Origin of the sequence: Pseudomonas germanica, from assembly GCF_019614655.1 — a bacterium.
Classification (GTDB): domain Bacteria; phylum Pseudomonadota; class Gammaproteobacteria; order Pseudomonadales; family Pseudomonadaceae; genus Aquipseudomonas; species Aquipseudomonas neuropathica.
Genome location: NZ_CP071586.1, coordinates 5,808,889 through 5,827,239 on the forward strand (window position 1 = coordinate 5,808,889; position 18,351 = coordinate 5,827,239).

The 18,351-nt window shown below is 57.8% G+C and carries 20 protein-coding genes; 7 read left to right on the forward strand and 13 right to left on the reverse strand.

Features of this window, described 5'->3' with window-relative positions; genetic code table 11:
* The first annotated feature begins 61 nt into the window (after nt 1–61).
* Nucleotides 62–655 carry a phosphoheptose isomerase gene (locus J0G10_RS25655; protein WP_007917022.1) on the forward strand — a complete coding sequence of 198 codons (594 nt, stop codon included), beginning with the start codon at nt 62–64 and terminating at the stop codon, nt 653–655.
* The gene (locus J0G10_RS25660) at nt 652–1,230 is read left to right on the forward strand and encodes a BON domain-containing protein (protein ID WP_007917023.1); all 579 of its coding nucleotides are present in this window, start codon (nt 652–654) and stop codon (nt 1,228–1,230) included. The genes J0G10_RS25655 and J0G10_RS25660 overlap by 4 nt, the downstream gene beginning before the upstream one ends.
* 51 nt (nt 1,231–1,281) lie before the next feature.
* Here J0G10_RS25660 and J0G10_RS25665 read toward each other — a convergent pair whose 3' ends face one another.
* The 7 genes from J0G10_RS25665 to rplM form a co-directional block, all read right to left on the reverse strand.
* A complete protein-coding gene (locus J0G10_RS25665) occupies nt 1,282–1,695 on the reverse strand; it encodes a ClpXP protease specificity-enhancing factor (protein ID WP_007917024.1) in 414 nt (137 codons plus the stop codon).
* A gap of 16 nt (nt 1,696–1,711) precedes the next feature.
* Entirely contained in the window at nt 1,712–2,329 is a 618-nt protein-coding gene (locus tag J0G10_RS25670) for a glutathione S-transferase N-terminal domain-containing protein (protein ID WP_007917025.1), read from the reverse strand.
* A gap of 146 nt (nt 2,330–2,475) precedes the next feature.
* Nucleotides 2,476–3,258, reverse strand: a complete 783-nt coding sequence (locus J0G10_RS25675; RefSeq protein WP_095050646.1) for a cytochrome c1 — start codon at nt 3,256–3,258, stop codon at nt 2,476–2,478.
* Entirely contained in the window at nt 3,258–4,469 is a 1,212-nt protein-coding gene (locus J0G10_RS25680; protein ID WP_093430693.1) for a cytochrome b, read from the reverse strand. The genes J0G10_RS25675 and J0G10_RS25680 overlap by 1 nt, the downstream gene beginning before the upstream one ends.
* Complete coding sequence (petA, locus tag J0G10_RS25685) at nt 4,469–5,062, reverse strand: ubiquinol-cytochrome c reductase iron-sulfur subunit (RefSeq protein WP_003228055.1); 594 nt, start codon at nt 5,060–5,062, stop codon at nt 4,469–4,471. Before petA ends, J0G10_RS25680 begins: the two co-directional genes overlap by 1 nt.
* A gap of 269 nt (nt 5,063–5,331) precedes the next feature.
* On the reverse strand, nt 5,332–5,724 hold the full coding sequence (rpsI, locus tag J0G10_RS25690) for a 30S ribosomal protein S9 (RefSeq protein WP_008080273.1): 393 nt from the start codon (nt 5,722–5,724) through the stop codon (nt 5,332–5,334).
* 14 nt (nt 5,725–5,738) lie between these two features.
* Nucleotides 5,739–6,167, reverse strand: a complete 429-nt coding sequence (gene rplM / locus J0G10_RS25695; RefSeq protein WP_007917032.1) for a 50S ribosomal protein L13 — start codon at nt 6,165–6,167, stop codon at nt 5,739–5,741.
* A 245-nt stretch (nt 6,168–6,412) separates the two neighbouring features.
* Here rplM and J0G10_RS25700 point away from each other — a divergent pair, with 245 nt between their 5' ends.
* Nucleotides 6,413–7,453, forward strand: coding sequence for an NADP(H)-dependent aldo-keto reductase (locus J0G10_RS25700; RefSeq protein ID WP_220556974.1), 1,041 nt, complete (start codon nt 6,413–6,415; stop codon nt 7,451–7,453).
* A gap of 156 nt (nt 7,454–7,609) precedes the next feature.
* On the opposite strand, the gene J0G10_RS25705 is transcribed toward J0G10_RS25700, so the two are convergent.
* Entirely contained in the window at nt 7,610–8,746 is a 1,137-nt protein-coding gene (locus tag J0G10_RS25705; protein ID WP_095050645.1) for an acyl-CoA dehydrogenase family protein, read from the reverse strand.
* A gap of 250 nt (nt 8,747–8,996) precedes the next feature.
* Between J0G10_RS25705 and J0G10_RS25710 the strand changes: the two genes are divergently transcribed.
* Complete coding sequence (locus J0G10_RS25710; RefSeq protein ID WP_175555647.1) at nt 8,997–9,893, forward strand: GlxA family transcriptional regulator; 897 nt, start codon at nt 8,997–8,999, stop codon at nt 9,891–9,893.
* 195 nt (nt 9,894–10,088) lie between these two features.
* On the opposite strand, the gene zapE is transcribed toward J0G10_RS25710, so the two are convergent.
* From zapE to J0G10_RS25725, 3 genes are all read right to left on the reverse strand, one after another.
* Nucleotides 10,089–11,183: a cell division protein ZapE gene (gene zapE, locus J0G10_RS25715; protein WP_095050644.1), complete on the reverse strand. Its 1,095-nt coding sequence runs from the start codon at nt 11,181–11,183 to the stop codon at nt 10,089–10,091.
* A 90-nt stretch (nt 11,184–11,273) separates the two neighbouring features.
* On the reverse strand, nt 11,274–12,629 hold the full coding sequence (locus J0G10_RS25720; protein ID WP_095050643.1) for a tryptophan--tRNA ligase: 1,356 nt from the start codon (nt 12,627–12,629) through the stop codon (nt 11,274–11,276).
* A 24-nt stretch (nt 12,630–12,653) separates the two neighbouring features.
* Nucleotides 12,654–13,283, reverse strand: coding sequence for an alpha/beta hydrolase (locus J0G10_RS25725; protein WP_220558896.1), 630 nt, complete (start codon nt 13,281–13,283; stop codon nt 12,654–12,656).
* Between the two features lie 144 nt (nt 13,284–13,427).
* On the opposite strand from J0G10_RS25725, the gene J0G10_RS25730 reads away from it, so the two are divergent.
* On the forward strand, nt 13,428–13,862 hold the full coding sequence (locus tag J0G10_RS25730) for a Z-ring associated ZapG family protein (RefSeq protein ID WP_095050642.1): 435 nt from the start codon (nt 13,428–13,430) through the stop codon (nt 13,860–13,862).
* Between the two features lie 226 nt (nt 13,863–14,088).
* Here J0G10_RS25730 and J0G10_RS25735 read toward each other — a convergent pair whose 3' ends face one another.
* Both J0G10_RS25735 and J0G10_RS25740 read right to left on the reverse strand, forming a co-directional pair.
* The gene (locus tag J0G10_RS25735; RefSeq protein WP_095050641.1) at nt 14,089–14,826 is read right to left on the reverse strand and encodes an OmpA family protein; all 738 of its coding nucleotides are present in this window, start codon (nt 14,824–14,826) and stop codon (nt 14,089–14,091) included.
* A 117-nt stretch (nt 14,827–14,943) separates the two neighbouring features.
* Nucleotides 14,944–15,588 carry an MBL fold metallo-hydrolase gene (locus tag J0G10_RS25740; protein ID WP_220556975.1) on the reverse strand — a complete coding sequence of 215 codons (645 nt, stop codon included), beginning with the start codon at nt 15,586–15,588 and terminating at the stop codon, nt 14,944–14,946.
* A gap of 116 nt (nt 15,589–15,704) precedes the next feature.
* Here J0G10_RS25740 and J0G10_RS25745 point away from each other — a divergent pair, with 116 nt between their 5' ends.
* The gene (locus J0G10_RS25745; RefSeq protein WP_220556976.1) at nt 15,705–17,651 is read left to right on the forward strand and encodes a protein kinase domain-containing protein; all 1,947 of its coding nucleotides are present in this window, start codon (nt 15,705–15,707) and stop codon (nt 17,649–17,651) included.
* Nucleotides 17,652–17,675: 24 nt separating this feature from the next.
* Entirely contained in the window at nt 17,676–18,350 is a 675-nt protein-coding gene (locus J0G10_RS25750) for a vWA domain-containing protein (RefSeq protein WP_095050638.1), read from the forward strand.
* The last annotated feature ends 1 nt before the right edge of the window (nt 18,351 follow it).

Consider the following 18,351-nt stretch of genomic DNA (forward strand, 5'->3'; position numbering starts at 1 on the left):
TCTTTGCTTTGCGGGCTGCACATTCATGTGCCGGACAGCCGCGCTACTTAAGGTCACACAGATGGACATGCAATCCCGAATTCGCCAGCTTTTCCAGGCCAGTATCGACACCAAGCAACAGGCGATGGACGTACTTGCACCGCACATCGAGCAAGCCAGCCAGATCATGGTCAATGCCCTGCTCAACGAAGGCAAAATGCTTTCTTGCGGCAATGGCGGCTCGGCCGGCGATGCCCAGCATTTCTCTTCCGAGCTGCTCAACCGCTTTGAACGCGAGCGCCCGAGCCTGCCGGCCATCGCCCTGACCACCGACACCTCGACGATCACCTCGATCGCCAACGACTACAGCTACAACGAAGTGTTCTCCAAACAGATCCGCGCGCTCGGTCAGCCAGGCGATGTCCTGCTGGCGATTTCGACCAGCGGCAACTCGGCGAACATTATTCAAGCGATCCAGGCCGCACATGATCGCGAAATGATTGTCGTAGCTATGACCGGACGCGATGGTGGCGGCATGGCGTCACTGCTGCTGCCCGAGGACGTCGAGATTCGCGTACCGGCCAATGTCACTGCACGTATTCAAGAAGTCCACTTGCTGGCGATCCATTGCCTCTGCGATCTGATCGACAGCCAACTGTTCGGGAGTGAAGAATGACCCCTAATCGCCTTGGCCTTCTGGCCTTGACCCTGTGCCTCGGCATCAGTGGCTGCACCTCAGTGGTGAACGCCAGCCGTGAAGCACCGATCGACGACGACCGTGGCACGCGCACCTTCGGTAGCAAGATCGATGACTCGTTGATCGAAACCAAAGTCGGTGTGAACGTGGCCAAGGCCGACCCGGCACTGGACAACGACTCGCACATCGTCGTCACCAGTTTCAACGGTGTTGTCTTGCTGGCCGGTCAAACGCCTCGCGCAGATTTGAAAGCCAAAGCCGAGCAAGCGGCAGCCGCCGTGCAACGGGTAAAAACTGTTCATAACGAACTGCAGGTCATACCGCCGTCCGGCTTCCTGGCTCGCCAGAATGACACCTGGCTGACCTCCAAGATCAAGACGCAGATGCTTACCGACGCCAGCATTCCTGGCTCACGCATCAAGGTCGTGACCGAAAACGGCATCGTCTATCTGCTGGGCCTGCTGACCAAACAGGAAGCCACTCAGGCAACTAATCTGGTTCAGGGCGTTTCCGGCGTGCAGAAGATCGTCAAGCTGTTCGAATACATCGACTGACGCACAACCCCATGTAATAAAAAAGGCGATCCATCTGGATCGCCTTTTTTATTACTTCACCACTTTCAGGCTTGGCCGGCCGCTAGGGCGCGGCGGTTCACTGTCCGGTGGCGGCAAGTCGTCATCCGACTCGATCTCTTCTTCGTCATCCATTGGCGACTCGAGATCGAACACCATGCCCTGACCATTCTCCCGGGCGTAGATCCCCAGGATCGCGCTGATCGGCACGTACAGACTGTGCGGGACACCACCGAAGCGACCTTCGAAGGTCACCACGTCGTTGTCCATGTGCAGATGACGCACAGCACTCGGCGAGATGTTCAGGACAATCTGCCCGTCGCTGGCGAAACCCTGCGGCACCTGCACTGCCGGGTACTCGGAATTGACCAGCATGTGCGGGGTGCAATCGTTATCAACAATCCACTCGTAGAGCGCGCGGACCAGATAAGGTCGACTGGAGTTCATAGCGGCTCCTTAAGCCTTAGCGCATATCGCGTTCGACACCAGACAGACTCGCCTGGAATGCCTCACGCGCAAACGAGCGCTCCATATAATCAAGCAGCGGCTTGGCTGGCCGCGGCAGTTCAATACCCAGAATCGGCAAACGCCAGAGTATTGGCAATAGGCAGCAATCCACCAGACTTTGTTCCTCACTGAGGAAAAACGGCTTGTCGGCAAACAGCGGCGACACGCCCGTCAGGCTTTCACGCAATTCCTTGCGCGCCACGACACGCGCCGCCTCCTTGGACTTGGGATCCAGAATAAGATCCACCAGACCACACCAGTCGCGCTGAATTCGATGAATCAGCAAACGGCTGTTGGCACGCGCCACCGGATAAACCGGCATCAACGGCGGGTGCGGGTAACGCTCATCCAGATATTCCATCACCACGGTCGACTCCCACAACGCCAGGTCACGATCGACCAGCGTCGGCAGACTGCCGTAAGGGTTTACCTCAATCAGTTTAGGCGGCTGGCGACCAGCTTCCACATAAATGATCTCGGCGCTGACACCCTTCTCTGCAAGCACAATGCGCACTCGGTGGGAATAGTGGTCGGCGGGGTCGGAGTAACAGGCCAACCGATTGGTCACGCCCATGGCGATCCTCCTCGCTTGTTGAATTTGTCGGAACCGGAAAAACGCGCGCGCCCAGAGGGCGCCTCCCGCAACACCTGGCAAACCAGACGTTGCGCTATCGGAGGCGCCCTTGGGCGCGCGCGATTAACAGCAATGCTTGAAGCGTATCAGTGCACGTCTTTCCAGTATTCACGCTTGAGCAGGTAGGCGAACACAAAGAAGAACGCCAGGTACAGCAAGACATAAGTACCGATGCGCTGATGTTGCAGCTTAACCGGGTTAGCCGAGTAAGCCAGGAAGGTTACCAGATTCTTGACCTTCTCATCGAACTGCTCTTCGTTCAGAGCACCGGATTTCGGCACGATGGTCAGTTGATCACACGCTTCATGAGTCAGAGGCGTACCGGTCAGCGGATCATATTGCTTCTTGCCGTCTTCGACGATCTGCACCTGTTTGCAACCCACGACCTGACGACCTTGCAGGCCGACCAGCACGTTAGGCATGCCGACGTTCGGGAAGACCTTGTTGTTCACGCCCCATGGACGTGCAGGATCTTCGTAGAACGACTTCAGGTAACCGTAGAGCCAGTCGGTGCCGCGTACGCGAGCGACCAGGGTCAGATCCGGTGGTGCGGCACCAAACCAGGTCTTGGCGTCTGCCGGCTGCATGCCGATGTTCATGTGATCGCCAATCTTGGCGCCAGTGAACACCAGTTTCTCCAGCATCATTTCGTGAGGAATGCCCAAATCATCGGCCACCCGCTCGTAACGCTGGAACTTGGCACTGTGGCAACCCATGCAATAGTTGGCAAAGGTACGTGCGCCATCCTGCAGCGCAGCGTTGTCGGAAACGTCGATGTCGACCTTTTCCAGCTCCGGACCACCGTGTTCAGCGGCGAAGGACAGAACAGGCAGAGCAGCAAAAATCAGAGCAAAAAATAACTTTTTCATCAGCCAGTCACCCTTTCCGGAACCGGTTTGGTCTTCTCGAGCCTGGTGTAGAACGGCATCAGGATGAAGTACGCGAAGTACAGGAAGGTGCAGACCTGCGACAGCAACGTCAGAGACGGCGTCGGAGCTTTCACGCCAGTCCAGCCAAGCAGCACAAAGCAAACGCAGAATATGACGAGCCAGACTTTGCTCATCCAGCCTTTATAGCGCATGGATTTGACCGGACTGCGATCGAGCCACGGCAGGACAAACAGGAAAGCAATTGAAGCGCCCATGGCAATAACGCCCATGAGTTTGTCAGGGATTGCTCGCAGGATCGCGTAGAACGGCGTGAAGTACCAGACCGGCGCGATATGCTCCGGCGTCTTGAACGGGTTGGCCGGCTCGAAGTTTGGTTTTTCGAGGAAATAGCCACCCATTTCCGGGAAGAAGAACACAATAAAGCAGAAGATAAACAGGAACACAACGACACCGACAATGTCTTTCACGGTGTAGTACGGGTGGAAAGCAATGCCGTCCAGCGGGATGCCGTTTTCATCTTTGTGCTTCTTGATGTCGACGCCGTCAGGGTTGTTCGAACCGACTTCGTGCAACGCCAGAATGTGCAGCACCACCAGACCGAGAATCACGATCGGCAGAGCCACGACATGCAAGGCGAAGAAGCGGTTCAGGGTGATTCCGGAGATCAGATAGTCACCACGAATCCACTGCGTCAGGTCGTTGCCGATCACCGGAATCGCACCGAACAGCGAGATGATCACCTGGGCACCCCAGTAGGACATCTGACCCCATGGCAGCAGGTAACCCATGAACGCTTCAGCCATCAGCGCCAGATAAATCAGCATGCCGAAGACCCAGACCAGCTCGCGCGGTTTCTGGTACGAGCCGTAAAGCAGGCCGCGGAACATGTGCAGATACACCACGATGAAGAACATCGAAGCGCCGACAGCGTGCAGCAGACGCAAAATCGAGCCGTGATTGACGTCACGCATGATGCCTTCGACAGACGCAAAAGCCTCTTCTGCCGATGGCGTGTAGCTCATCGTCAGCCAGACGCCGGTGACGAGCTGGTTGACCAGCACCAGCAGCGCCAGAGAGCCGAAGAAATAGAAGAAGTTGAAGTTTTTTGGAGCGTAATACTTGCTGAGATGGTCTTCCCACATTTTGGTCGCAGGAAAGCGCGCATCAACCCAATCCATGAACTTGCTCATCACGCTTTCTCCGTATCGACGCCGATGACAATCAGGTCATCGGTCTCATAGGAATGCGGGGGAACTGGCAGGTTCAAAGGCGCAGGTTGCGACTTGTAGACGCGGCCAGCCAGATCGTAGTGGGAGCCGTGGCAAGGGCAGAAATAGCCACCGACCCAGTCTTTGCCGAGATCCGCAGGTGCCACTTCGGGACGGAAAGTTGGTGAGCAACCCAGGTGCGTGCAGATCCCGATCAGCAGCAGAATTTCCGGCTTGATCGAACGCACTTCAGGGTCGACATAGGTGGGTTGCGTGGAGTTTTTGGAGGTTGGATCGGAGAGCTGGCCCTCGATCTTCTTGAGATTCCCCAGGATTTCCGCAGTACGGCGGACAATGAACACCGGCTGGCCGCGCCATTCAGCAATCATCTGCTGTCCTGGCTCGATTTTGCTGACATTCACTTTCACCGGTGCACCGGCGGCTTTCGCCTTGGCACTGGGAAACCATGACCCCACGAACGGGACCGCAGCCCCCACCGCTCCTGCAGCACCCACCACGGATGTGGCTGCTACCAAGAAGCGACGCCGGCCTGCATTCACGCCGTCATTGCTCATTCAGTCCTCTCCCATCAGCTTTTGTGGCCTGTTAAATCAGGCATCTACTAAATAAATCAATGTTACTTATAAAAATTTTGCCGAATGGTAATGAAAAGCCCCAATTCTGACAAGGGAATTACCCGGAGCTCTTACCCTCAAGCCTTGCAGTATAGGGGGTCTACGGAAGTGGCAAGTTGTCGCAGCGCAATTCTTTGATAAATCACAGGCATAAAAAAACGCCCGCTTCCGTGAGGAGGCGGGCGTTCTTTTTGAACGCGGAAGCGGAATTAACGCTTCGAGTACTGCGGACGCTTACGCGCTTTACGCAGACCAACTTTCTTACGTTCAACTTCACGGGCGTCGCGAGTAACGAAGCCAGCTTTGCGCAGAGCGCCACGCAGGGTTTCGTCGTAGTCCATCAGAGCGCGAGTGATGCCGTGGCGGATTGCGCCAGCTTGACCACTTACACCACCGCCGATCACGGTGACGTAGATGTCGAACTTCTCGACAGTCTCAGTCAGCTCCAGCGGCTGGCGAACTACCATGCGGGCAGTTTCACGGCCGAAGAAGTTTTCCAGCGAACGGTTGTTGATGGAGATGTTACCAGTACCCGGACGCAGGAAAACGCGTGCGGTTGCGGTCTTGCGACGGCCAGTGCCGTAATTTTGAGTCGCCGACATAATGTACTATTCCGTTAAAACTTCAGTTCTTGGGGCTGCTGAGCAGTATGTGGGTGTGCAGCGCCCGCATAGACTTTCAGCTTACGGTACATGTCGCGACCCAGTGGGTTTTTAGGCAGCATGCCTTTAACCGCGGTCTCGATCACGCGCTCAGGGGCTTTAGCGATCAGCTTTTCAAAGTTGATCGACTTGATGCCGCCCGGGAAACCGGAGTGGGAGTAGTACATTTTGTCAGTGGTTTTAGCACCGGTAACACGAATCTGCTCGGCGTTGATGACGACGATGTAGTCGCCGGTGTCAACGTGAGGAGTGTACTCAGGCTTGTGCTTGCCACGCAGACGGCTCGCGATTTCGGTGGCCAGACGACCCAGGGTCTGACCAGCAGCGTCGACGACAAACCAGTCGCGCTTTACTGTTTCCGGTTTAGCAGTAAAAGTTTTCATTCTTTATAGCCTCAGGGGCCGCCCTGTAAATTAGACGGCGGATCTTACTGAATAGTGCGTACTTTGACAAGTCAAAGGCAGCCGGATACAGACGCTTTCGGGGGCTCGGGTCGGCGCGTCCGTTCAACGGCAAGATTCTTCGGCGGCGGCGCATCACTTCCACTGCAGAAAGAGGTCGGCAATTATGCAGATTGCGAAAAATATTTCAACCTGCTTTTATGATTGTTTTGCCCAAGGAGCACCCGATGGACTATCGCCAGCTAGGCCGTACCGACCTGAACGTGAGTGCAATCTGCCTCGGCACCATGACCTGGGGCGAGCAAAACACTGAAGCTGAAGCCTTCGCGCAGATTGAACGGGCCAAAGAAGCCGGGATCAATTTCATCGACACCGCCGAGATGTACCCGGTGCCGCCGAAAGCCGAAACCTACGCCACCACCGAGCGCTATATCGGCAATTACTTCAAAAGTCGCGGCGACCGCGCCGACTGGATCCTCGCCAGCAAGATCGCCGGCCCCGGCAACACCATCGACTACATCCGCGACAAAAACCTGCGCCATAACCGCCAGCACATCACCGCAGCGGTGGACGCCAGCCTCGAGCGCCTGCAGACCGATTACATCGACCTGTATCAATTGCACTGGCCGGAACGCAGCACCAACTTTTTCGGACAACTGGGTTACAAGCACAAGATCGAAGCCAACCTGACCCCGCTCGAAGACACTCTCGAAGCACTCGACGAGCAAGTGAAGGCCGGCAAGATCCGCCACATCGGCCTGTCCAACGAAACCCCGTGGGGCACCATGCGTTTTCTGGCCTTGGCCGAAGCGCGTGGCTGGCCGCGCGCGGTGTCGATCCAGAACCCCTACAACCTGCTCAACCGCAGTTTTGAAGTGGGCCTGGCGGAAATCGCCATACGCGAACAGTGCGGCCTGCTCGCCTATTCGCCGCTGGCGTTTGGTTTCCTGTCAGGTAAGTACGAAGGTGGCGCTCGTCCGCCGAAAGGTCGCCTGAGCCTCTACAGTCGCTTCAGCCGCTATTTCAATGCGCAGTCGGAAGCAGCGTGCAGCCGTTATGTCGCGCTGGCCCGGGAGCACGGTCTGGACCCGACGCAGATGGCATTGGCGTTCGTCACTCAGCAACCATTCGTCACGAGTAACATCATTGGCGCGACGACGCTTGAGCAACTGGACAGCAACATTGCCAGTTTTGATCTGAAGCTTTCCGATGAAGTGCTGACAGGGATCGAGGCGATTCACAAGGATCACCCGAACCCAGCGCCTTGATTTACCGCTAAAAGCTTCGCGAGCAGGCTCGCTCCCACAGGTACGGTGATCCCCTGTGGGAGCGAGCCTGCTCGCGAAGAGGCCGATCAGATCACCACCAAAGCGGAACGCGGAGCGTCCCCGGCGGCATTCCCACGCAGAGCGTGGGAACGATCATCAAAGCGACCGCGCAATGATCTCCTTCATGATTTCATTGGTGCCGGCATAGATCCGCTGCACCCGCGCATCCGCCCACGCCCGGGCCACCGGGTACTCCCACATGAAGCCGTAACCGCCATGCAACTGCACGCACTCGTCGAGCACCTTGCATTGCAGATCGGTGCCCCAGTATTTCGCCATCGCCGCCGTCGGCACGTCGAGCTTGCCTTGCAGGTGCAGCTCCAGACATTTATCGACGAACACTCGGCCGATCTGAATTTCAGTTGCCATCTCGGCCAGCTTGAAGCGGGTGTTCTGGAAGTCGGCAATGGCTTTGCCGAACGCCTTGCGATCGCGGGTGTAATCAAGCGTCCATTGCAACGCCGCTTCAGCTGAAGCCAGGCCACCGATCGCCACCGTCAGACGTTCTTGCGGCAACTCCTGCATCAGATAAGCGAACCCGGCCCCGGCCTGCCCCAGCAGGTTTTCTTTCGGCACGCGCACGTCCTGGAAAAACAATTCCGACGTGTCCTGCGCCTTCATACCAACCTTCTCGAGGCGCTTGCCCTTATCGAAACCCGGCGTACCCGCTTCCACCAGAAACAGGCTGGTGCCCTTGGCGCCGGCCTTTGGATCGGTCTTGGCCACCACGATCACCAGATCCGCGAGAAAGCCGTTGGTAATGAAGGTTTTCGAACCGTTGATCACATATTCGTCACCGTCCAGCACAGCGGTGGTCTTCACACCTTGCAGATCGGAACCCGCCCCCGGCTCGGTCATGGCGATGGCCGTGACCATCTCGCCCGAAACCAGTTTCGGCAGGTATTTGTGCTTCAGCGCCTCGCTGCCGTAATGCAGGATGTACGGCGCGACAATGTCCGAATGCAGCGAGAAGCCGATGCCGGTCAGGCCCAGTCGCCCGACCTCCTCGATCACCACCGCACTGTAGAGAAAGTCCGCCCCCAGGCCGCCGTATTCTTCCGGCAGGTGCGAGCAGAGCATCCCCGCCTCCCCGGCCTTGTTCCAGAGTTTGCGGTCGATATGGCCTTGTTTCTCCCATTGCGCATGGAACGGCACCGCCTCTTTTTCGAGGAAGGTGCGGACGCTGTCGCGAAACAATTCGTGCTCGGAGCTGAACAAGGTTCTGGGGATCATGCGGCACCTTTCTTTGTTGTTGGAGGGAGATGGCCTTCAGAGACTAAGCCTCCCCTCTGACACAGGACACTGGACACATCCGACAAAAAATAAGACGATCCAGCCGTCTGGTGACCACTTTCCCTTATAAAAACAAAACAAAAGTTGAATTATGTCCAAGCAAGTCTCCACGCCCTTGCGGCGCGTCAGCATCCTGGCAATCGACCGGGTTTTCGCCTCCACTCTCATGCAAGCCAAGGATTTCTTCCATCTGGCCAGCCTGCGTTATGGCAAACAACTGGGCCACGGCCTGACTCCAGCGTTCGAAACACGCTTGGTCAGCCCCGACGGCAAACCGGTGAACAGCTTCAGTGACGTGGTAATGCCGGTCGACGGTGGCCTGGAAAACGCCGACGTCATTATCCTCCCGGCGTTCTGGGACGATTTCGACACGTTGTGCGGCCGTTATCCGCAAGTGTTGCCCTGGCTGCGTGAACAGCACGCCCGTGGCGCGGTGTTGTGCGGTGAAGCCACCGGGGTGTTCTGGCTGGCCGAGGCCGGCCTGCTCAACGGCAAGGAAGCGACCACCTACTGGCGTTTCTTCAATGCTTTCGCCGAGCGCTTTCCCAAGGTCTATCTCAATCAGGACAAGCACCTGACCGATGCCGACAACTTGTATTGCGCCGGCGGTACCACGTCAGCCTGCGACCTTTACATCTACTTGATCGAGCGTTTCTGTGGGGCCAATGTCGCGCAAGCCGTGGCCCGCGACATTCTCTATGAAGTGCAGCGCAGCTATGCGCCAGGACGCATCGGTTTCGGTGGGCAGAAGCTGCACCAGGACGTGATCATCCTGCAGATCCAGCACTGGCTTGAAGAGCATTTCGCCGACAAGTTCCGCTTCGAAGACGTCGCCCGCGAGCACGGCATGAGCATCCGCAACTTCATGCGCCGCTTCCAGACCGCCACCGGTGACAAGCCACTGCATTACCTGCAACGCCTGCGTATCGAAACCGCCAAGGGCCTGCTGTCCGGCAGCCGCAAGAGCATCAAGACCATCAGTTATGAGGTCGGTTACGATGATGCGAGCTTCTTTGCGCGGCTGTTCCGTCAGCACACCGAGCTGTCGCCGAATCAGTATCGACAGCAGTTTCAGCAGGCTGCATAGCCCCCCGAAGCAAATACAAAACCTGTGGGAGCTGGCTTGCCAGCGATAGCGGTTTGTCAGTGAAATAAATATCACCTGACACGACGCCATCGCTGGCAAGCCAGCTCCCACAGGAATCGCAGTCCGCTCGAATTTTGCTTCAGCGCATAAAAAAGGGCCTGCAATTGCAGGCCCTTTTTTGTTTCGCGATTCTGCTTAAGGCTTGTGCGCCCGTGACAGGAATTCGTGCGATTGCATCTCCAGCAGACGACTCAGCGTGCGCTGGAATTCAAAATTCAAGCGGCCGCCGGTGTACAGATCCTTCAACTCGACTTCAGCCGAAATGATCAGCTTCACGTTACGGTCGTAGAACTCGTCGACCATGTTGATGAAGCGGCGCGCAATGTCGTCAGTGGTGACGCTCATCTGCTCGACACCGCTGAGCAGCACGGCGTGGAAGATCTTGCCCAGTTCGATGTAGTCGTTCTGGCTACGCGGGCCGTCGCACAGTTCACGGAAATCGAACCACGCCACGTCGTCACATGTGCGCAACGCACGGATCTCGCGGTTTTCGATGATCAGCACATCGTTCTCGACTGCGGCGGTGCACTCCGGCGTCAGCGCGCGGAAGCTCTTGCGCAGGCTTTCGTGAGCAGCTTCGTCGAGCGGATAGTGGAACAGCTCGGCTTGTTCGAGGTGACGCAGACGGTAGTCGACGCCGCTGTCGACGTTGACGATCTCGGTATTCTGCTTGATCAGCGCAATCGCCGGCAGGAAACGCGCACGTTGCAGACCGTCCTTGTACAGGCCGTCCGGAACGATGTTCGAGGTCGCGACCAGGGTCACGCCGTTCTTGAACAGTTCTTCCATCAGCGTGCCGAGGATCATCGCGTCGGTGATGTCGGAGACGAAGAACTCATCGAAGCAGATCACCCGCGACTCAGTCGCAAAGCGCTTGGCGATGATGGTCAGCGGGTTTTTCTCGCCGCCGAGGGTTTTCATTTCTTCGTGCACACGCTTCATGAAGCGGTGGAAGTGAGTGCGGGTCTTTTCCTTGAAAGGCAGTGCTTCGAAGAAGGTGTCGACCAGGTAAGTCTTGCCGCGACCCACGCCGCCCCAGAAATACAGGCCCTTGACCGGCGTCTGATCCTTTTTGCCGAACAGTTTGCTCAGCAGACCCGGCTTGTTCTGATCGGCGGCGATCAGATCCTCGTACAGACGCTGCAAATGACGCACGGCAGTTTCCTGCGCGGCGTCATGGAAGAAGTCCGGGCGTTTCAGATCAGCTTGGTATCGTTCTAGGGGCGTCATAATTCGTTAGCAAGGCAACAAAAACGGGCCGTCACTGTAGCGACGGCCCGTGGGAATGGCAATCGGCCCTTGGTCGGACCGTGCCGCCGATTAGTCCTGAACCGGGGTCAGCGCGACGCGCAGAGCCTCGATGGCCGCATCTCGCGCAGCAGTGTCAGCGAATGCCGGGCTGTCGCCAACGCACTCGCCCTCCAGCCAGACGCTGAAGCTCAGGTCTTCGCTGCGCACGTCCAGCGGCTGGCCGGATTGCAGCTGTTTGGTCACCTGGCCTGCGGCTTTGCCGTCGGCGAAGTTGCGCGATAGCAGCAGTTGCTCGCCATCGGCTGCCAGCAGACGGAAACGGAAACTACCGTCGTCTTCACGGAAACTGACGAAACGCGCGGCTTTCGCGGCTTTCTTCTTCGTGGTCGCGGCGACTTGCACCTGATTGACGAAGGAACGCAGGCCCACGGCTTCACGCAGTTCATTGAGGAACGGCGTTGCCACGGCACGGGCTTTCTTGGCGCCGATTTGCAGGATGTCTTCCAGGTCTGCCGGGCGCTCGATCAACTGGTGATACTTGTCGCGCGCTTCGCCGAGATCGTTGTCGAGCAACTGGAACAGACGGTTCTTCGCCTCGCCCCAACCCAGACCACCGAGCAGTTCGCTGCGGAACTCATCAGCCTGCGCCGGTGTGGCGAAGGCCTGGAACAGGGTGAACAGGTGCGAGTTGTCCGGATCCTTGGCTTCGCCTGGCGCTTTGGAGTCCGTGACGATCCGCGAAATCGCGTCCTTCATCTCTTTGGCGCTGGAGAACAACGGGATGGTGTTGTCATAGCTCTTCGACATCTTGCGACCGTCGAGGCCTGGCAACGTCGCCACGCTTTCTTCAATCAATGCTTCGGGCATGGTGAAGAACTCTTTGCCCTGACCAAACAGATGGTTGAAACGCTGGCCGATGTCGCGGGCCATTTCCACGTGCTGGATCTGGTCACGACCGACCGGCACCTTGTGCGCGTTGAACATCAGGATGTCTGCGGCCATCAACACCGGGTAGCTGTAGAGGCCCATGGTGATGCCGGCGTCCGGGTCTTCACCGGTTTCGACGTTCTTGTCCACCGAAGCCTTGTAAGCGTGCGCACGGTTAAGCAGGCCCTTGGCCGCGACGCAGGTCAGCAGCCAGGTCAGTTCAGGGATTTCCGGGATGTCGGACTGACGGTAGAAGGTCACGCGGTCGACATCGAGGCCACCGGCCAGCCAGGTCGCAGCGATTTCCAGACGCGAGCGCTGGATGCGCAGCGGGTCATCGCATTTGATCAAGGCGTGGTAGTCGGCCAGGAAATAGAACGAATCGGCATTGCTGTCGCGGCTGGCGAGGATCGCCGGGCGGATGGCGCCGGCGTAGTTGCCCAGGTGCGGCGTGCCGGTGGTGGTGATGCCAGTGAGGATACGGGTACGGTTCGTCATGGGTAATCGCTTGTCAGACTGCAATCAATTCGAGAGACGCGGCAGGATCAGATCCTTGAGATCGGTCAACTTGCCATGAAAAAAGTGTCCGCATTCTGCCACTTTCAGCAGCTCATGGGGGCGCTGGAGTTTTTCCGACCAGGCGTAGACCAGTTGCGGATCGATGACTTCGTCGGTTTCCGGCTGGATCACCGTGAGTTCGCCCTGTTGCGGCAGTTGATCCTGCTCGCCCAAGCGCATCACCGCCGGGGCGACCATGAACAGGTGCTTGAGCTGCACGCCTTGGGCTTCGAGACGACCGCCGAGACTTGCTGCAACAAATCCGCCGAAGGAGAAACCGAACAGGGTCAGTGGCAGATCCGGGTGTTTCTCGCGCAGCCATGCAGCGGCAGCCTGAGCATCGTCGACCTCGCCGGTGCCCATGTCGTGGGAACCTTCGCTGGCACCAACGCCGCGATAGTTGAAGCGCAAGGTGATCAGGCCCGCGTCGCGCGCGGTGCGCTGCAGGGTCGAGACGACCTTGTTGAGCATGGTGCCGCCCTGCACCGGATTCGGATGGCAGATCAGCGCGATGCCGCGCGGCTGCTCGTTGTCGAGGTACAAAGCTTCGATTTGGCCGACTGGGCCATCAATCACTACAGGGGTTTCACGCATCAGCAAGGAAGGAACTCCGTGACCTCGAATCGGGTCGACTCGTCTAGCAAATTGTCTGTGCCAATCTATTGCGAGTGAATCGCGGTATACAGCGCAGGTTCGAGCCGTTAACGTAAAGCAAAGCCGTTTATAGAGGAAGGACTCGTGGAACACTCGCTCTTAGTTTGGTTGTTACCGACTCTTGCCCTGGTTGTGGGTGTCGCCATTGGATTCCTGATCGCGCGCGTTGCGCCGAACGCCGCGCCGAGCCGTACGCAGCGTCAACTGGATGATATCCAGGAGCGTTTCGACAGTTATCAAAACGAAGTGGTCACCCACTTCAACAGCACCGCGATGCTGGTCAAGAAGCTGACCCAGAGCTATCAGGAAGTGCAGGATCATCTCGCCGAGGGTGCCAATCGTCTGGCCCTGGACGAGCAGACCCGCCAGCGCCTGATCGCTGCCCTGCACGCTGACGCGGCAGTCACGCCACGTGAACGCCTGACGCCACCGCGCGATCAGGAGCCACCGCGAGACTACGCACCGAAGACCCCGAACTCGCCGGGCATGCTCGATGAGCACTATGGTCTGAAGAAGTAATCAGCCTTCGCTGAAAACAAAAAGCCCCCGGACAGTGATGTGTCCCGGGGGCTTTTTTGTGTCTGTAATCTTCGGTGTTTGTAGCGGCCCCTTCGCGAGCAGGCTCGCTCCCACAGGGGAATGCATTTCAAATGTGGGAGTGAGCCTGCTCGCGATGAGGCCATAACAGGCCAGACAAAAAAATGCCCGATCACAGGACCGGGCATTTCTTCATTCGGGCAAGCGCTTACGGATACTGCTGAACCGTACCCGGCTGCTGTTGCTGCTGACCACCATACTGCTGACCCGGAATCGCCTTCAGGTTGACTTCAACGCGACGGTTCTGCGCCCGGCCATTCACGTCACCGTTACTGGCAACCGGGTTATCCGGGCCGGCACCACGGGCGGAGAGGTTGGCACCGCTGACACCTTGCGAGGTCAGGTAGGTCGCCACGCTCTGCGCACGACGCTGGGACAGGTCCATGTTGTGCTGGCGGCTACCGGTGCTGTCGGTATAGCCAACGATCTCGATCTGGTTCTGGTTGAACTCTTTCAACGAGCCCGCGAGGTTGTTCAGCGGCTGGTAGAAGCTTGGCGCGATGTTCGCCGAATCAGTGGCGAACGTAATGTTGCCCGGCATGATCAGCTTGATCTGATCGCCTTGGCGCTGCACTTCAACGCCAGTGTTGGCCATGCTCGCGCGCAGTTTCTTTTCTTGCTGGTCGGCGTAATAACCGTAACCGGCGGCGGACGCACCCACCACCGCCGCACCGATCAAGGCACCTTTGCCGCGGTTGTCGTGACCGATGGCGGCACCGGCCAGTGCGCCGGCGAGTGCACCGAGGCCGCCGTATTTGGCGGTTTTGCTCATGCCTTGCGAGCCACCGTCGGCCTGGCCCTGATTGTCATACGGGTTAGGCGAGGCGCAGCCGGACAGCAAGGCCACGGCAGTAGCGACAATAATCAAACGACGCGTGGTGAACATGGAGAGCTCCTACTTTTTTTGCATTCTGTGGTGCAGCGGCCACTAAGTAATGGACCTGTGCGGGCGTTGGATCATGACAATGCACAAAAATTCCGCGGAGCACTCGTGACAAAATATTCAGGCGCGCACAAACGGGTTTTCGCGCATTTCATCACCCAGACGCGTATCCGGCCCGTGACCGGTCACCACGGTCGCGTCCTCGTCCAGCGTATATAGCCGCTGCTTGATCGAACGCACGATGGTCGCCTGATCGCCGCCCCATAAATCCGTGCGCCCTACCCCGCGACGAAACAACGTGTCGCCGGCTATCAACAGCTTAGCCTCGGAAAACCAAAAGCTCATGGAACCGGGTGTATGTCCCGGCGTGTGCAGGGCAACACCGCAACCGCAGGCCAGTTCCTCATCGTCGCTCAACCAGCGATCTGGCGATGGCACCGGTGTGTAGGGCACACCGAACATCTGGCACTGCATTTCGAGGTTGTCCCAAAGGAATTGGTCCTCCTTGTGCAAATGCAGGGTCGCGCCGGTTTTTTCCTTCATCTGCCCGGAAGCGAGAAAGTGATCGAGGTGCGCGTGGGTGTGAATGATGCTGACGACTTTCAGGCCATGGGCATCAAGGCGCGCCATGATCAGGTCAGGATTACCACCCGGATCGACGACGATGGCTTTTTTGGTGATCGGGTCGCCGATGATGGTGCAGTTGCACTGGAGCGGACCGACGGGAAAGGTTTCGCGGATGAGCGCTGTGTTCGGGGTTTGCATGGTTTTGATCCTGATGCCAAGGCGTGCCACTGCGGTTGTGATGCGCAAAATTGATGGGGTATCCTCGCGCCGTGCCAATTTTGAAACAAGACGGCAGGAAGCCAATGCCCCACTCTATGGAACACGTGCTCGTCGATAAAAGCGTCCTTTTTCTGGACCCGGACATTATCAACCGCATTCGCGCCAGGAATGGTTTGCCTTTTATCGCCCATTCCGATCTTCTGAAGCTTCAGTCCCTGACCGAGGGAAAAGAGCAGGTCCACCGCAACGCACGGGATTTTTTTCGGTACTTCATCGGCAAACCGTCTCGGCCGCACCGTGCGCTCCCTAAAGGTACAGCGCTGCATCCCGGCGATCTGCTGGCCGAATGCTCGTTCAATGGCCAAGCGATCTTCGCGCTCAAACGCACGACCACGCCACTGGAGCAAAGCCCGTCGGGAGAAGTCGTCGACTTGTGCCGCCATTACGATCTGCTGCTACTGACATGCGACGAATCGCAGCTCGCGCAGTGCAAAGCCGCGCAGGCCAGAGCCCAGCGCTGGACCGGACCGGCACCCTCGCTACCACCTAAAAGTGCACCTGCACCTGCACCTGCACCTGCACCTGCACCTGCACCTGCACCTGCACCGATCGTGCCTTTCGACATGCCGGCAACCCCGCTCCTCACTGCCGACATGGTTATTCGCAACCAAGGTGAACGTGTCGCGCAAGGCTCGGTGGTGACCACCTCGAGCGGTCGTCAATTGACCCTGGATAAAGCCATCAGCGCCGGCGGAGAAGGAACGATCCATGCCGTGGCTGGCAACGCAGAAGTCTGCAAGATCTATCACATTGAAAAACTCACGACCCGGCGCCGCGAGAAAATCAGCCTGATGGTGACGCGTAAAATCGCCGAACCCGGCATTTGTTGGCCGACCGAGCTGGTGTTCAATGCGCAAAAGGAGTTCGTGGGTTATGTCATGCCTCGCGCGGATGGCAGAACACTCCACAGCACGGTATTCGTCAAACAGGTACTGCTGAAGACCTTCGCGAAATGGACGCGGCGTGACCTGGTGAATGTCGCGACCGCCTTTTTGAAACAGGTGCACTATCTGCACTCGCTGAATATCATCGTGGGCGACATCAATCCGATGAACCTGCTCGTGACGGCAGACAGCAACAAGGTCTGGATGGTCGATACCGACAGCTTCCAGATTGGACATTTCCCCTGCGAAGTGGGCACGGTGCCGTTCACCGCGCCGGAAATCCAGGACGAAAAATATGGCGACTACCTGCGCACAAAAAATCACGAGCTGTTCGCCATCGCCACCATGCTGTTCATGATCCTGCTGCCAGGCAAACCACCCTATTCTCAACAGGGTGGCGGAACGGCTTCCGACAACATCAAGAACATGAACTTCCCCTACCGATTCAAAAAGGGCAGCGGCATCGGCCGGGCAAGCGTCGCGCCGGTGGGCGTCTGGCAGCATATCTGGAGTCATTTGCCGTATCCGCTTAAACAGGCATTCAGCAATACTTTCGAAGACAATCAGCGACGCCCCATCGATGACTGGCTAAAACTGCTGACTCAGTACGGCGAAGGGTTACGCAAAGGCAAACATTGCGATGATTTGTTTCCTGCCGCGTTTCATATCAAAGATCCCGTTGAAGACGTCTGTGGCAGTTGCAAAAAGCCCCACAAGGTGGCCAAGGACTGGTTTGAAAAAATGAAGGCGGCAGGCAAGCCGACCATATGCTCGGACTGCCAGAAAACAGCGAAACTGAAAAAACTGGCCAGTGAGAGCCAAAAGAAAATCGAGCAGGCCGGCCAGCGTGCGGCGCCACCTCCGGCGCCCATCGTGCCTCGCCCAACGCCGCCTCCGCCTCCCAAAGTGGCGGCACCGGCTCCGAAACGTCCTGCGCCCGCGGCTGCACCTGCAACCGCTCGCCCGACAGCGGCAAGGCCGCCGCAGCAACCGACATCCGCTCGACCGCAACCCTATCGACCATTGCCAGTGCACGCGAGCAATCCGCAAAACATCGTTTTGCGCTGGTTCAAACGACTCTTGAAGCGTTGGCTGTAACGCTCACCCCACAAGGACAATTCCATGCCAGACAACTATCTCCTCAGTCAGGAAGAACTTGCTGAGAACCCGACCACACGCGTACCCGTCTGCCTCGTGCTGGATGTCAGCGGATCAATGGAAGGCGAACCTATTGCAGAACTGCACTCGGGCGTTCAGCAGTTTTTCGAAGCAATCAAGGACGATGAAATAGCGCAATATGCCGCTGAAATCTGCATCGTGACTTTTGGCGGAACAGCGCAGAAAGTCATGGATTTCGGCTCCATCAGCCGTCAGGACGTACCGCCGCTGGTCGCTTCCGGCATGACTCCGATGGGGCACGCCGTGGGCATCGCTCTGGATTTGCTGGAAGCGCGCAAAGAGGATTATCAACAGGCTGGCGTGGATTACTTTCAGCCGTGGATGGTTCTCATGACGGATGGCGAGCCGACCGATGACATTAGCGAAGCAGCCACTCGCGTCAGCGACATGATCAGCAAACGCAAACTGACCGTGTTCCCCATCGCAATCGGTAAAGCCGCGAACGTACAATCGCTGGCTCGATTCTCGCCGTCACGCCCGCCACTGCGCCTCAAAGGCCTGCGCTTCAACGAGTTTTTTGCCTGGCTGAGCAAAAGTGTTTCCCGTGCCTCACAGTCGACACCCGGTGACGCAGTGCCACTGGATATCAAAGGCATCGAAGCCTGGGGACAGGTCTGAG